Raw genomic sequence first — 14,363 nt, 5'->3', positions numbered from 1 at the left:
AACAGGAACTAAAAGAATACATGGATTACTATAATAACCAACGTATTAAGACCAAACTAAAAGGCAAGAGTCCTATACAGTACCGAACTCTTGCCCAACCGTTTTCTTAAACATAAGCTGTCTAACTTTTGGGGTTCACTTCAGGACGCGGAGTGTCTTGCGGGAGCGGACAACTGAGAACTAAGATTTGTTGAGAAATTCATTAATGCGTATGGTCCCAGCCTCTTATTTATACGATAGCTTTATTCATTAGGGTACATTTCCTGAAAAGTTTTGACTGTATGTACAATAAGATCCTTTAAAATTTCTGTATCAATATCAGCTAATTTATTTATATATATACAAGCCTTGCCCTTTGTATGTTTACCAAAACCTTCTAATAATTTTTCTCTTTCTTCACTTTCATAAGCTAAATATAGACTAATTTTCGCCTTTCTTGGTGAGAATCCTACTAAAGGTGCGTCCCCCTCATGCCCAGATGCATACTTATAGTGATAGCTACCAAAGCCAATAATGCTAGGACCCCACATTTTAGCACGATAACCGGTTACCTCTTCAAAAATTTCTAATAATCGATAAGCATCTGACCTTTTCTTCTCATTTTCAACTGTTTCGATAAATTCAATGACACTATTGTCTGTTTCTTTCGTTTTCTGTTCATACATCCTTAAAACCTCCCATTCTCTTTTTTAACTGATAAAATTTATGACCGAAACAAATGATGAAGCAACCGATCTTTATTATCAAAAAATTGTTTCATGATTTGATAATGCTCACTTTCTTCTAACGTTACTTTCTTTATTTTTTCATCATTTAATTGATATAAAATAGAGTCTGGATAAGCCATTAATAAAGGGGAGTGAGTCGAGATAATAAATTGAGAGCCATCCTCCACTAATTCGTGAATTCTTGCTAGCAAGGACATTTGTCGAATGGGAGAAAGAGCAGCCTCTGGTTCATCTAGTATGTATAGTCCCTTGCCACTAAACCTTTCCATAAAAGCAGCAAAAAACGACTCACCATGGGATTGCTCATGTAACGATTTCCCTCCAAATGATTGAATAATCGGTGTGCCTCCACCTGGCTCAGCATCTAATTCTTCAATAAAGGATGCTACATTATAAAAGGTTTCAGAACGAAAGAAAAAGCCATCCTTAGGTTTATACACGCCTTTACTTAAACGAATAAAATGCTCAAGAACCGAATGGCTATCAAAGCTTGAAAAACGGAAATTTAAGGTACCACCTTCTGGGTTAAAGCCATAATTAATGGCGATAGCCTCTAATAAAGTAGATTTCCCCATTCCATTTTCTCCGATGATATAGGTGACATTTGGATGGAAACGCAGCTGCTCGAAAGTAGAGATAGCAGGTAATGAAAAAGGAAATTGATCGAAATCTTCTATTCGTTCTCTTAATAAAGTAATCATTCTTATATATTGATTGTCTTTGTTTAAGCGCATAAATTTCCCCACCTTTACAGAGTTCTCATCTACAGGATTCTAATTAAATAATGGTTTTTCTATTGATTAGGCTAAACCTCAAAGCATCTATGATTTGGAAATTGCTTGATCATCTCGTCCTTTGTTGGCATTCCACCTTGGGCTCCTATTTTCTTCACGGACAGTGCAGCCGCATAATTGGCAAAATCGATGGAGTGGTCTATACGTTCACCATGGACGAGTGAAACAGCAAAAGCCGCATTAAATGTATCTCCAGCACCTGTTGTATCCACTACATCTACAGAGTAACTAGGAATCAAACATTCCTTCGTACCATCAAAATAACGCACTCCATTTTCACCTTCCGTTATCATAAGCTGATTTGGAAATTGTCTAAGAATGTCCGATTGATTTTCTTCTTCAAACAGTGATTGACATTCATGCTCATTAGGAGTGAGATAGGTTGCCTTTTTTAAAAGCTCCTTAGAAACTTTTCGATAAGGAGCAGGATTTAAAATGATTTTCTTTTGAAGCTGTTCGCACAGCTCAATCACATATTCAACTGTATCTGCGGGGATTTCTTGCTGAATTAATACAATATCTGCTTCCTCTATCACATTTATCTTTTCCTCAATATAAGAAACCGTCACATATTCATTCGCTCCTTTAACGACAATAATGCTATTGTCTTTCTCAGCTATCGTTATATGTGCAGTTCCTGTGGAAACATCAGGTATGATTCTAAGGTGTTCCGTTGAAACATTATTTTTTTTAAAATTATTAAGGATTTCATCAGCATAGCGATCTGTACCAACAGAGCCTAGCATCGTTACCTTCGAACCAAGCCTTGCAGCCGCAACTGCTTGGTTGGCTCCTTTCCCACCAGGCATTGAGACAAATTGGTTGCCTATAATCGTCTCTCCCTTTTCAGGTCTTTTATCTGCGCTTACTACAAAATCCATTGATGAACTTCCTATAATGACTATATGCTTCATAGTATTAACTCCTTTACAACTACCCAAAAATATTTATAAAAGCTACTCCCTTATTGCTAGTAATCGTCCATACTAATTTGGTAATAATGTAAATCTAATCCTTCTAATGCTTTATCTATTGAAACTAGGTAAATAGTAAATTCTTCTTTGTTAAGATAATTAAGCCTTAAATAGAGACTTCTTATAAGCGATTTTATATTAGATTTTATAGTATACAGTTTTTCATAATTTAGATTACTATCTACTTTACTTAATTTACTTAACCAAGCATTAAAATCTTGTATTCTTACCTTACCTTTCATAATGCTTTTCACTAAAAAATTTACTGTTCGTTCATCTTCTTCGTCTTTTAAAATATAATCATGAGTAGAAAATTTTAATGCAATACTTTTTAGAACCCTTGTTATATCTTTTTCATCTAAATATTCAATTAACTGGTATAAAGAATCGGCAGTATGAGCAATACTATGTGCCCAGCCCTTCTTGCTAACGTTACCTCTAAGATCTTTCTCAAGAGTTAAGTAATCAATAGTCTTATTAATGATAACTCTCACTTCTTCAGTAGAAAATATATTTTTTTTGTGGTGAATATATATGATAGGAGCTAACAAAAGTACAGAAAACGATCTTCTAAAAATTGAATCAGTACCTTGCTCACCAATTTGATAAAATAAAAAATCATCACTAATTAATGTTTCTTGCAAGTGTTTTAATTCGCTTTCAGTTAGAAAACCTTCTACTATCCAATTGGATATTGTACCATATATTAAATCATCTCTTAGTTCACTATCTGTTGAACCTAATTGTTTTAAGGACTCTTGCAATATTTTTTGTATATCCGTGTTTTCAAAGGGCTTGAAGTTGTTCTCCTTTAGCATACGTAGTTTGTCCTTCAATGTCACGATAAAAACTCCTTCCTTTACTAGAAACACTACATAAAGGTTCCATTTCTTTTCTTGAGTAATTTGTTTCAGTCATGATAATGTTTTCTTTACTATGGATATTGTATCACTTGTCCATTAGTATTGAAGTTATCCTCAAGCACATCTATTTTGTAAATGTATTCTAATAAGAACTTAAACCAAGATCTATGCCTTTTTCCTGTTATCTCTCGGCACCTGGTTCTCATCTTCAATTTCTACTGCAGAATTCAAGACAACAATGATGAATTTAACAGGCACTTTTAAACAAATAGTAGTATGCTAAGTTGTCATGTTACTATTAACTTTTTTATTTCTTTATTAAAAAACTTTGAATAAGACGATTTAATGTTCTTTTCCATTATTATATCAGGATTTCGGCTATTCTTAGAGGTAGAATATTTAGCAACTACTTAAAATAAGATGAAGAAATTCCAATTTTAAAATTCTATAAAAATAGCTGAACATTATAAAAATGCTCAGCTATTTTTCTTACAAACCTTTATACTAAAAAGCTATTATTGATACCAAAAGACAAATAAAGGCATTAGAGCCGTAGTCATGATAGCCATAATAAGAAATGAAACTGTACTAATGGCCCCTGCTTCTTCATCCTCATCCATTACACGAGCTGTTCCGATGGCATGTGAGATTGCTCCCATAGAAATACCTTTTGCCAATGGATGTTCAATTTTACTCCACTTAAAAAGGTATGGACCTAAAATGGCCCCAGACATTCCAGCAAAGGTGACCATTACTGCAGAAAAAGAAGGCATACCTCCATAAATATTTGATAATTCAATCGCTATCGGTGCAGTCGTATTTTTCAATAATAGGGACACTAATAGCTCAAGCTCGTAGCCGTTTGCATAAAAGAAAACGGTCCCCAAAGTCATCGTAGCTACTGCTGCAAACAATAACCAGCCAGCTATCATCAAAAAGTGCTTAACTAATTTTTTACGATGTACATATAAGGGAAAGCTTAAAGCCACAATAGCTGGTCCTAGAAATTGATCAATATATTGAGCTCCCTGAAAATAGCTTTCATAGGAAACATTAAAAATAATTAAAAGAATCACTACTACCGCACTTGTAACAAATACAGGTAGTAATAAGTTAGATTTTGTTTTTTTGTATAAATAAAAAGCCCCCCAAAAAATGATGCATGTAAGCAATAACCATAGTACCACTTCCATTAAATAAACTCCTCTCCCATTTAGCAAGCCAATCACCCATTATTTTTCCTCTTCTAAGATGTGTAACGCCTGTTGTTTTTTTTCTTTTAACAGCATGATTTTTTGTATGATAAAGGAGGTTAACCATAGAACGATCAAACTACTTAATACAACCGAAAAAAATATAATGACTCCGAACCAGGATATTAATTCACGATACTGAATAATTCCTACTGTTACTGGAACGAAGAATAAAGGTAATAATTTAATTAATAGATGAGACCCTGAATTTAACCATTGAAAAATCTTTTCTCCACCTAGAAGCAATGTGATAAACATCATCCCCATCCCTATTAAACTACCAGGAATATACGGAATCCATTGATGTTGAATCCAGCCACCAGCCATATTATATAAATAAATAATAATTACCGCGATTATTACTTGAAAAATCCTCATCATCCACTCCCTCCTTAATAGCTGCTTACCATGATCTTACGCAGCCATAAGCAAAAAGAAGATCGGTAATCTTGAATTGATTACCGACTTCCTCATGCATCTAGTCTATTATTTTTACAAATTTTCTCTTACCAACTTGAATGATTAAGCCAGCCTCTATATCAACCTGCATTTGGACATCTGTTACTTTTTCAGTATTGATTTTAACTCCGCCATTCTGAATCATTCTTCTTGCTTCACCTTTTGATCCTTGAAGCTTTAATTCAACTAACAAATCAACAATCCAGATTTGTTTTTCGCCATCCCATTTAACTTCAGGTATATCATCAGGTAATGATCCTTTTTGAAAAACGGTTTGAAAATACTGTACAGCTTCTTCTGCTTCTTTTTTGCCATGATACATTTCGACAAACTTAGCACCTAACTTCATTTTAGCATCTCGTGGGTGCAACGAGCCAGAATTTAATCCTTCTTCTAGCTCAGCAATTTCTTCCAATGGGATATCAGTAGCTAATTTGTAATATTTGATCATGAGCTCATCTGGTATCGACATCGACTTTCCAAAAATTTCATTAGGCTTTTCATCAATCCCGATGTAATTATGAAGAGATTTAGACATCTTTCTCTCTCCATCAAGACCTTCAATTAATGGTAAGGTTAAAACAATTTGCTTTTCTTGACCATATGCCTCCTGAAGCTGTCTTCCCATTAATAAATTGAACTTCTGATCCGTTCCACCTACTTCAACATCCGATTCTAGTGCCACCGAGTCATATCCTTGCATGAGTGGGTAAAAGAATTCATGTATCGAAATCGATTGTCCACCTTTATATCTCTTTTCAAAATCATCTCTTTCGAGCATTCTTGCCACAGTCATTTGACCCGCAAGCTGTATAACCTGTTCAAACGATAAAGCTTTTAACCATTCTGAATTATAGTAAAGCTTCGCCTTTTTCATATCTAAAATTTTTCCGTACTGTTCAACATATGTTTTCGCATTTTCCATTACTTGTTCATCAGTTAATGGTTTTCTTGTTTCAGACTTTCCTGTTGGGTCTCCAATTCTCCCTGTAAAATCTCCAATTAACATTTGAATTTCGTGACCAAATTCTTGGAATTGTCTTAATTTATGAAGAACCACTGTATGGCCAAGATGAACGTCTGGAGCGGATGGGTCCATTCCTAGCTTAACCTTTAATGGTTTACCCGTTATTACAGATTTTTCGATCTTCTTCCGAAATTCATCCTCTGGTATGATTTCAACAACTCCACGTCCAAATACCTTTAATTGGCGCTCTACCTCTTCCTTTTGTGCGGAAGTTAATACTACTTTATCCATTGATAATCCTCCTTTTTTGAAAAAAAAAAAGAACCTATCCCAAAAAAGGGACGAGGTTCTTCGCGGTACCACCCTAATTGAAGCTTATTTTTAAGAATAAACTTCCACTTAAAGCGATAACGGCGCTACCGTCTCTTATTACTCATAAGAAAAGCTCCGAGAATGTAATTCGCCACCACTCTGTACTGACTTTCACCAAATCATCAGTTCTCTAAATGCTACAGATATGTAAGCTACTCTGTTCTCTTCATTACGTTAAATATAATGATTCTTTTTTACCATAAAAGCTAGATAATTGTCAAACTAAAGAACAAATATATCCAGAAAAGATAGGAACTGAACTCATCATATGCTATAATATGGCTTGATAAATAGGAGGTTCGCTATGAAAAAACTATTTTCTTCATTCATCGATCGAATTAGGTCGATTTCAGAGTGGTTACATGAAACGAAAATTATAAGAAGAATCGGCATTACTTATCAAGTTTTTTGGAATTTATTTTTGATATTCCTAATATTTGGACTAATGTCAGTCTTTTTTGCTGGCGGAGCTGCCGCAGGTTATTTCGCTTCTCTTGTAGCTGATGAACCATTACGTTCAGAATCTGATATGCTAGCAGACATTTATAACTACGAAGAAACAAGTGAAATATACTTTGCAGATAATACGTACTTAGGAAAGGTTCCAACTGAATTTGAAAGAGAAGAAGTGGATTTAGAAAATATTTCAGACCATGTCGTCCACGCCCTCATTGCTACAGAGGATGAGCACTTTTTTGAGCATGATGGAGTCGTTCCTAAAGCAATCATGCGGGCTGTGCTTCAGGAAGTAGCCAATTCAAGTGTTCAAACTGGCGGTAGTACGTTAACACAGCAATTAATAAAGCAACAAATATTATCAAGTGAAGTATCTTTTGATCGTAAAGCGACTGAAATTTTACTCGCGATGCGTTTAGAGCATTTCATGGACAAACAAGAAATCCTTGAAGCCTACCTTAATGTTGTGCCATTTGGTCGTAATGCGTCTGGAAGACAAATTGGTGGTGTTCAAGCAGCTGCCCAAGGAATTTTTGGTGTCGATGCTAGTGAATTAAATATTCCTCAGTCTGCCTTTATTGCTGGACTGCCTCAAAGTCCTTTTGCTTACACTCCATTTAATAATGATGGATCTGTAAAGGAAAGCTTCGATGCGGGAATTAATCGTATGAAATCAGTACTAAGAAATATGCATGATAATGGGTATATTTCAGAAGACGAATATAATGAAGCGTTAGAGTATGATGTACGCGAGCATTTAACCGACCGTACTCCCTCACCTTTAGAAAAATATCCTTATTTAACAGATGATATTATGAGAAGATCGGTTGATATTTTAATGAAAGCCGCTATGGAAGAAGATGAAGTGGTTTTAAGTGAAATAGAAGATCCCGATGAGCGCCAAGAGGTTCGTGATCAATATATTCAAAAAGCCGCTATGGATTTACGACGTAAGGGTTATGTGATTCATTCTACGATCGATAAGGATTTATACGATGGCATGCAAGAAGCATTAATGAATAATAGTCATTTATTTGGGAATGACCGCTCGGATACTGATAGTAGTGGTAATAGCTATACGGAGCAGGAGGAGATTGCGTTTGTTCTCCTTGATAATTCGACTGGGAAAATCCTTTCCTTTGTTGGTGGTCGTGATGAGCAAAACTCAACGAACAATTATAATTATGCAACTCAAGCACAAAGATCGACAGGATCGACGATGAAGCCTTTACTTGCCTATGCGCCGGCGATGGAGGTAGGGGTGGCACAGCCTGGCTTTGTTATTCCAGATACTGAAGATAGATATGTTTCTGGGGGTAAACCCATTACAAATTTTGATAACCGTTATAAAGGATTAATGACAGTACGTGATTCGGTTGCAGAATCACGAAACGTTCCTGCCGTTCGTGCCTTTAGGGCTACTCCTTCTGATGTAACGAAGGACATATTTGATAAACTAGAATTCAAACATTTTGAAGATGCTTTACCTGAATCAACTGCTTTAGGTCCAATTGATATCTCAGTTGAGAAGAATGTAAATGCTTATGCTACCTTTGCTAATGGCGGAAAGCATGTCAGCTCTTATATGATTGAAAAAATCGAAACGAAAGACGGAGAAGTAATTTTTGAGCATGAAAAAGACGAAGTCGAGGTGTACTCCCCGCAAACATCTTATTTAATGCTTGATATGATGAGAGATGTTTTAAGAGGCGGTGGTGGAACCGCTAGAGGTATTCCAAATCAATTAAAATTCTCAGCTGATTGGGCAGGAAAAACAGGTACCTCTCAATTTGCAAAAGATTACTGGTTTGTGGCGACAAATCCTAATGTATCTCTCGGTGTTTGGATCGGCTATCCTTCTAATGCTGAGAAAGCAACGTTACAATCAACTGGAGCAGGTACGTATAGTCAGCGAACACAAGCACAATGGGCTCGAATGGCTAATGCGATTTATGATATTAGACCTGAATTAATTGCACCTAACGAACGCTTTCAGCAGCCAGAAGGAATTGTCAGTCGTTCCGTGTGTACATTAACAGGAACACTTGCTTCCAAAGCTTGTCAGGATGCTGGATATGTGAAGTCAGAGCTATTTAATTCGAAGTTTGTTCCTACTAAACAGGATGATAGTACAGCAGCTCGTTTTGTTACGATTAATGGCAAAAACTATAAAGCACTTGATTCAACACCAAAAGAATTTACAGACCAAGGATTATCGGTTTCCTTTGATCTCTGGAACATAGATAATATTTCATCCTATTTGCCAGAGAACATGAAAAATATCGTTCCTAACCAAAATGCACCTTCTAATGGTGATAGCCCTGGTAAAGTAAGTGGGGTTAGCTTAGGAAGCTCCACTTTATCATGGAGTAAGCATGGAAGAAATGATATTGTTGGATATCGAATATACCAAGCAAGCAATGGCAGCGATGACTTTAAGAAAATTGCTGACGTTAAAGGCAATGAAACGACAAGCTATAATGTAAACGGAGGCTCCAACGCATATTATGTCATTGCAGTAACTACAACTGGCAAACAATCTTCACCATCAGACATTGCGAGTGGCTCTGATTGGATAAGTAAAGAAGAACAGGAGCAGGAAGAGCAAGAAAAACAAGAAGAACAAGAGCGTAAAGAAGAAGAAGAGCGCAAAAAGCAAGAGGAGAAAGAAAAGAAAGAAGAAGAGAAGAAAAAAGAAGAAGAACGTAAAAAAGAAGAACAACGCAAAAAAGAGGAAGAAAAGAAGAAAGAAGAAGAACGAAAAAAAGAAGAAGAACAAAATCAAAATGATGAAGATAGCGACGATTAATCCATATCCTTTAAGTCACTTACCCTATTCTGAGCTCGGGCCGTACCGCCTTAGCTCAGATTTTTTTTTAAAAAACAAGCACCCAGGTTTCTCAACCTTGGTGCTTGTTTTTTCCTTTTATTAATCTTCCATCGTTGATAAATCACCCGTTGGTAAATCTAGTTCCCATGCTTTAAGAACACGTCTCATGATTTTACCACTTCGTGTTTTAGGAAGCTTCGCTCTGAATTCAATTTCTCGTGGTGCTGCATGAGCTGATAAACCATTTTTCACGAATATACGTATTTCTTCTTTTAATTCATCCGTCACTTCATATCCATCTCGTAAGGCAATAAATGCTTTAATAATTTCGCCCCGCACTGGATCTGGTTTACCGATTACTCCTGCTTCTGCAATCGCCGGATGTTCTACTAATTTACTTTCTACTTCAAATGGACCCACTCTTTCTCCTGAAGTCATGATAACATCATCCACTCGACCTTGGAACCAGAAATAGCCATCTTCATCCATATAAGCTGAATCACCAGAAATATACCAACCTTCCAATTCAAAATAGCTTTTGAATTTCGGTTCATTATTCCAGATTGCCCTCATCATAGAAGGCCAGCCTTTTTTAATCGCTAAATTCCCCATACGATTTGGCGGTAGCACACGACCTTGGTTATCAATAATAGCCGCTTCAACTCCAGGTATTGGTTTTCCCATTGACCCAGGACGGATTTCCATAGCTGGATAATTACAAATAAGCTGTGAGCCTGTTTCAGTCATCCACCAAGTATCGTGAATTCTTAATTGAAATACCTTCATTCCCCAACGAATGACTTCAGGATTTAATGGTTCTCCTACACTAGCTACGTGACGAACATTCGATAAATCATATTTTTTTACCAGCTCATCTCCTGCACTCATCAGCATTCTAAAAGCAGTTGGCGCACTGTACCAAACCGTCACCTTGTATTGCTGTAACGTATCATACCAATCTTCTGGACTAAAACGACCACCCTTGACCACGTTTGTCACTCCCGCTAACCATGGACCAAAAATACCATATGATGTCCCCGTAACCCATCCTGGGTCAGCCGTACACCAATAAATATCGTCATCTTTTAAATCTAATACCCACTTTGCTGTCTGATAATGTTGGACCATAGCATGGTGCACATGTAAGACACCTTTTGGTTTACCCGTTGAGCCCGAAGTATAATGCAAGATAAGTGGCGTTTCTAGATCGACCCACTCGATCTCTAATTCTTCCTCTGCACTCGCAAAACGTCGATTAAAATCAAGCACCTGCTCCGTTTCTTTCACCTCTTTATCAACAAGTAAAATTTTCTCTAATTGAGGCAAATCCCCAACAGGAACCCTCTCTAATAAAGCAGATGTAGTCACTAGCACCTTTGCTTCACTATCCTCTAATCGATCTCGGACAGCTCCCTCCATGAACGCTTCAAAAAGAGGACCAACAATCGCTCCTAATTTTATGGTTCCAATCAAAGAGAAATAAAGCTCCGGAGAACGAGGCATAAAAATAAATACTCGGTCTCCCTTTTCGACACCAACACTTTTTAAAACATTTGCTGCCTTATTAGAATTCACTTTCATTTCTTCATATGTAAATTTTTCTTCTCTTTTTCCATCGCTGTAGTATAACGCAATTTTACTTGCTTTTTCTCCTAGTGCATGACGATCTATCGCTTCATAAGCTAGATTTATTTTACCCGTATCATGCCAAGAAAAGGCTTGATTAGCAGTATCCCAATTAAAATCCTTCTTTATTTTATCGTAGTTTTCTAAATTATAATTTCCATTTACAGATGGAAGCGCTTGCATACTCATCATACATCTTCCTCTCTTGTTTTCATTTTAGAATAATATTCTTTTATTATAGTACAGACAAATCATTAATTCAATTTTATTTACTTTTAAAAAAGTGGTAATCGTCACAAAAATACCATCAATTCTGAATAATATGTGTATTCTGTATGATATGATATGCTATAAGGACATTGTGGTTAAAAGGTGGTTAAATAAACATATGAAGCATAAAAAAAACTATTCCTCTACCCAATTAGCATATAAAGATAGGGCGCTTATCTTAGAAGGCCCTGTTTCAAGTGAGAAGCTAAAAGAGTACGATTTTCACCCAGATCTCACCTCTTTTCGTCCTGTGCATGAGCAAAAGGATGCGCTAGTTGAAATTGCTGATTTACCTGAAGGTCGTATTAATATCATCCGTGACCATGATTTAGTAGTAGGTTATGTCACATTTCTGTACCCCGATCCTTTAGAGCGTTGGTCAGAAGGAAATATTGAGAATTTAATTGAACTTGGTGCGATTGAAATTGCCCCTGAATATCGTGGCGTTAAAGCCGGAAAAACGTTATTACAAATGTCGATTTCTGATCCTTTCATGGAAGAGTATATTATTATTACAACCGAATACTACTGGCATTGGGACCTGAAAGGAAGCGGTTTAGATGTTTGGGAATATAGAAAAATGATGGAAAAAATGATGAACGCAGGTGGTCTCGTTTGGTTTGCAACGGATGACCCAGAAATAAGCTCACACCCTGCTAATTGTTTGATGGTAAGAATAGGAGCAAATGTTCAGCCTGATACTGTACAGCAATTTGATTTATTAAGATTTCAAAATCGCTTTATGTATTAATTTTAGAAGGAGGGACCTTCATTGCTTGTTGAAGATATTATGCGTAAAGAAGTGATGACTCTTAAAAAGGATGCAACGATTAAAGATGCTATTCAATTGTTAGAAGAAAAGAGGATTAGACATCTTCCTATTGTAGATGAAAGCTTTTCTTTGATTGGTATTGTGTCAGATCGAGACATTCGAGATGCCAGACCTTCTATTTTTACTATAGAAAAAGAGAGCACTACACTCGAACAATCTATCGAAACGTTAATGAAAAAAGAAGTGATTACTGCCCATCCTCTTGATTTCATTCAAGATGTCTCCTCTTTGTTCTATGAAAATCATATTGGTTGTTTACCAATTATCGATCAAAATAAGCTTGTAGGTATACTTACGGAAAAAGAAATTCTTTATTCATTGATTGAATTGATTGGAGCTAATCAGCCTAGCTCACATATTGAGGTATCCGTTCCTAATCGGACAGGGGTTCTTGCAGATGTTGCAGCTATTTTCAAAAAGAACAAGACGAATATTGTAAGCGTTATCGTGAGGCCTGCTAAACATTCGACCAATCAAATACTGGTTTTTCGTATTCAAACCATTGATCCAAGAAGAGTAGTTGATGAAATACGCTCTTCAGGGTATGACGTATTGTGGCCCAACATACCAGGAGGGAAACAATGAGTTCAAAATCGGCATTTATTTATTCGTCAGACCAAATCAAATATCGTTTTAATGATGATCATCCCTTTAATCACTTGCGACTTGAATTAACTCAGGATTTATTGATGAAGCTTGGGAGCCTTGATTCAAAACTTATAATCAAGCCTCGTATAGCTTCTGATGAAGAACTGAAGCTCATTCATGATAGCGATTATATTAAAGCTGTTAAAAGAGCCGGAGCTGGAGAATTGAGTGCTGAGGAAGCAGATTGTTATGGATTAGATACGGAGGATACTCCAATATTTTCTAATATGCACGAAGCATCTGCTTTAATTGTAGGGGGAACTTTATCTGCTGTTGATGCTGTAATGAATGGACATTTTAAGCATGCACTTCATTTAGGTGGAGGACTCCATCATGGATTTCGTGGGAAAGCATCGGGATTTTGTGTTTATAATGATAGCGCCATTGCCATCGAGTATATGAAAAGAAAATATGGAGTACGTGTTCTCTATATTGATACAGACGCTCATCATGGTGATGGTGTACAATTTGCCTTTTATGATGATCAGGATGTTTGTACACTCAGTATCCATGAAACAGGAAGATACTTGTTTCCAGGCACTGGCCAAACGAATGAAATCGGTTCGGGAAATGGGTACGGGTATTCTATTAATATTCCTATTGATGCTTTTACAGAGGATGATTCTTTTATTGAGCTCTATGAAACCTCCTTTAAAGAGGCGGTTCAATTTTTTAAACCTGACATTATACTAACTCAAAATGGGGCAGATGCTCACTTTAAAGATCCTTTAACTCATTTAAGTGTTACTCAAAAAAGCTTTCAATTTATTCCGAAGCTAGCTCATCAACTAGCTCATAAGTATTGTGATGGTAAGTGGATTGCTGTAGGAGGCGGCGGTTATGATATATGGGATGTCGTCCCAAGAGCATGGGCATCCATTTGGCTTGAAATGACCGATCAGACTCATCTTTTTGATAAAAAGCTTCCAAATACCTGGCACAAAAAATGGCAAAAGGAATCTCCAGTTCCTCTGCCATTTAGCTGGCTAGATCCGAAAGAAGAGCTACCTAACATCCCTAGAAAAGCGGAAATTACAGAAAAAAATCTGAAAACATTGGAGCATGCCCTTCTTTACATTCGTAGAGAATCAAAATAGTAGAAAAGGCTGAGTTTTTTGACTCAGCTGGTTGTAAACAAAACGCATTTGGAGGATGGTCTCTCAAATGCGTTTTTTTGTTATTTCACCTGTCTATCTTTTGACATCATGGTCCAGTGCCCCTAACTTTGTTTGAGGGAAAACAAAAAGGCGACAGGATGGGAAGGTCGACTCATGCTGGAGGAAAGGTCAGG

General features: G+C 36.6%; 13 protein-coding genes and 1 other annotated feature. Of the genes, 5 read left to right on the top strand and 8 right to left on the bottom strand.

Annotation, left to right across the window (positions count from 1 at the left end):
* The coding region (locus tag AZF04_RS20830) for an IS3 family transposase (RefSeq protein ID WP_153017307.1) at positions 1–110 on the top strand (110 nt) is incomplete at its 5' end.
* Between the two features lie 132 nt (positions 111–242).
* Here AZF04_RS20830 and AZF04_RS19130 read toward each other — a convergent pair.
* From AZF04_RS19130 to tyrS, 7 genes are all read right to left on the bottom strand, one after another.
* A complete protein-coding gene (locus tag AZF04_RS19130; protein ID WP_061950151.1) occupies positions 243–665 on the bottom strand; it encodes a DUF1801 domain-containing protein in 423 nt (140 codons plus the stop codon).
* Positions 666–703: 38 nt separating this feature from the next.
* Positions 704–1,462: an AAA family ATPase gene (locus AZF04_RS19125; protein WP_061950150.1), complete on the bottom strand. Its 759-nt coding sequence runs from the start codon at positions 1,460–1,462 to the stop codon at positions 704–706.
* A gap of 71 nt (positions 1,463–1,533) precedes the next feature.
* Positions 1,534–2,436: a ribokinase gene (gene rbsK, locus AZF04_RS19120; protein ID WP_061950149.1), complete on the bottom strand. Its 903-nt coding sequence runs from the start codon at positions 2,434–2,436 to the stop codon at positions 1,534–1,536.
* Positions 2,437–2,492: 56 nt separating this feature from the next.
* Complete coding sequence (locus tag AZF04_RS19115; RefSeq protein WP_061950148.1) at positions 2,493–3,338, bottom strand: DUF2785 domain-containing protein; 846 nt, start codon at positions 3,336–3,338, stop codon at positions 2,493–2,495.
* 536 nt (positions 3,339–3,874) lie between these two features.
* Positions 3,875–4,552 (bottom strand): LrgB family protein, encoded by a 678-nt coding sequence (locus AZF04_RS19110; protein ID WP_061950147.1) that lies wholly within the window; start codon positions 4,550–4,552, stop codon positions 3,875–3,877.
* A gap of 39 nt (positions 4,553–4,591) precedes the next feature.
* Positions 4,592–4,993: a CidA/LrgA family protein gene (locus tag AZF04_RS19105; RefSeq protein ID WP_061950146.1), complete on the bottom strand. Its 402-nt coding sequence runs from the start codon at positions 4,991–4,993 to the stop codon at positions 4,592–4,594.
* Positions 4,994–5,090: 97 nt separating this feature from the next.
* Positions 5,091–6,329 (bottom strand): tyrosine--tRNA ligase, encoded by a 1,239-nt coding sequence (gene tyrS, locus AZF04_RS19100; RefSeq protein ID WP_061950145.1) that lies wholly within the window; start codon positions 6,327–6,329, stop codon positions 5,091–5,093.
* Between the two features lie 43 nt (positions 6,330–6,372).
* Positions 6,373–6,589: a binding site (T-box leader), on the bottom strand.
* A gap of 125 nt (positions 6,590–6,714) precedes the next feature.
* Here tyrS and AZF04_RS19095 point away from each other — a divergent pair.
* A complete protein-coding gene (locus AZF04_RS19095) occupies positions 6,715–9,675 on the top strand; it encodes a transglycosylase domain-containing protein (protein WP_061950144.1) in 2,961 nt (986 codons plus the stop codon).
* Positions 9,676–9,795: 120 nt separating this feature from the next.
* On the opposite strand, the gene acsA is transcribed toward AZF04_RS19095, so the two are convergent.
* Positions 9,796–11,511 carry an acetate--CoA ligase gene (gene acsA / locus AZF04_RS19090; protein WP_061950143.1) on the bottom strand — a complete coding sequence of 572 codons (1,716 nt, stop codon included), beginning with the start codon at positions 11,509–11,511 and terminating at the stop codon, positions 9,796–9,798.
* A gap of 199 nt (positions 11,512–11,710) precedes the next feature.
* Between acsA and AZF04_RS19085 the strand changes: the two genes are divergently transcribed.
* Genes AZF04_RS19085 through AZF04_RS19075 form a run of 3 tightly spaced genes read left to right on the top strand, consistent with a single transcriptional unit; the run spans position 11,711 to position 14,169 of the window.
* Positions 11,711–12,343 (top strand): GNAT family N-acetyltransferase, encoded by a 633-nt coding sequence (locus AZF04_RS19085; RefSeq protein WP_045481017.1) that lies wholly within the window; start codon positions 11,711–11,713, stop codon positions 12,341–12,343.
* Positions 12,344–12,364: 21 nt separating this feature from the next.
* A complete protein-coding gene (locus AZF04_RS19080; protein WP_061950142.1) occupies positions 12,365–13,009 on the top strand; it encodes an acetoin utilization AcuB family protein in 645 nt (214 codons plus the stop codon).
* On the top strand, positions 13,006–14,169 hold the full coding sequence (locus AZF04_RS19075; protein WP_061950141.1) for an acetoin utilization protein AcuC: 1,164 nt from the start codon (positions 13,006–13,008) through the stop codon (positions 14,167–14,169). Before AZF04_RS19080 ends, AZF04_RS19075 begins: the two co-directional genes overlap by 4 nt.
* Positions 14,170–14,363: the final 194 nt, after the last annotated feature.

The organism is Alkalihalobacillus trypoxylicola (genome assembly GCF_001590785.1).
Classification (GTDB): Bacteria; Bacillota; Bacilli; order Bacillales; family Bacillaceae_D; genus Alkalihalobacillus; species Alkalihalobacillus trypoxylicola.
This window is presented reverse-complemented; position numbering and strand designations above follow the sequence as displayed.

Bases quoted from the DNA above. Each gene is read 5' to 3' on its own strand.
- AZF04_RS19130 (WP_061950151.1), bottom strand. From the start codon at position 665: ATGTATGAACAGAAAACGAAAGAAACAGACAATAGTGTCATTGAATTT.
- AZF04_RS19125 (WP_061950150.1), bottom strand. From the start codon at position 1,462: ATGCGCTTAAACAAAGACAATCAATATATAAGAATGATTACTTTATTA.
- rbsK (WP_061950149.1), bottom strand. From the start codon at position 2,436: ATGAAGCATATAGTCATTATAGGAAGTTCATCAATGGATTTTGTAGTA.
- AZF04_RS19110 (WP_061950147.1), bottom strand. From the start codon at position 4,552: ATGGAAGTGGTACTATGGTTATTGCTTACATGCATCATTTTTTGGGGG.
- AZF04_RS19105 (WP_061950146.1), bottom strand. From the start codon at position 4,993: ATGATGAGGATTTTTCAAGTAATAATCGCGGTAATTATTATTTATTTA.
- tyrS (WP_061950145.1), bottom strand. From the start codon at position 6,329: ATGGATAAAGTAGTATTAACTTCCGCACAAAAGGAAGAGGTAGAGCGC.
- AZF04_RS19095 (WP_061950144.1), top strand. From the start codon at position 6,715: ATGAAAAAACTATTTTCTTCATTCATCGATCGAATTAGGTCGATTTCA.
- acsA (WP_061950143.1), bottom strand. From the start codon at position 11,511: ATGAGTATGCAAGCGCTTCCATCTGTAAATGGAAATTATAATTTAGAA.
- AZF04_RS19085 (WP_045481017.1), top strand. From the start codon at position 11,711: ATGAAGCATAAAAAAAACTATTCCTCTACCCAATTAGCATATAAAGAT.
- AZF04_RS19075 (WP_061950141.1), top strand. From the start codon at position 13,006: ATGAGTTCAAAATCGGCATTTATTTATTCGTCAGACCAAATCAAATAT.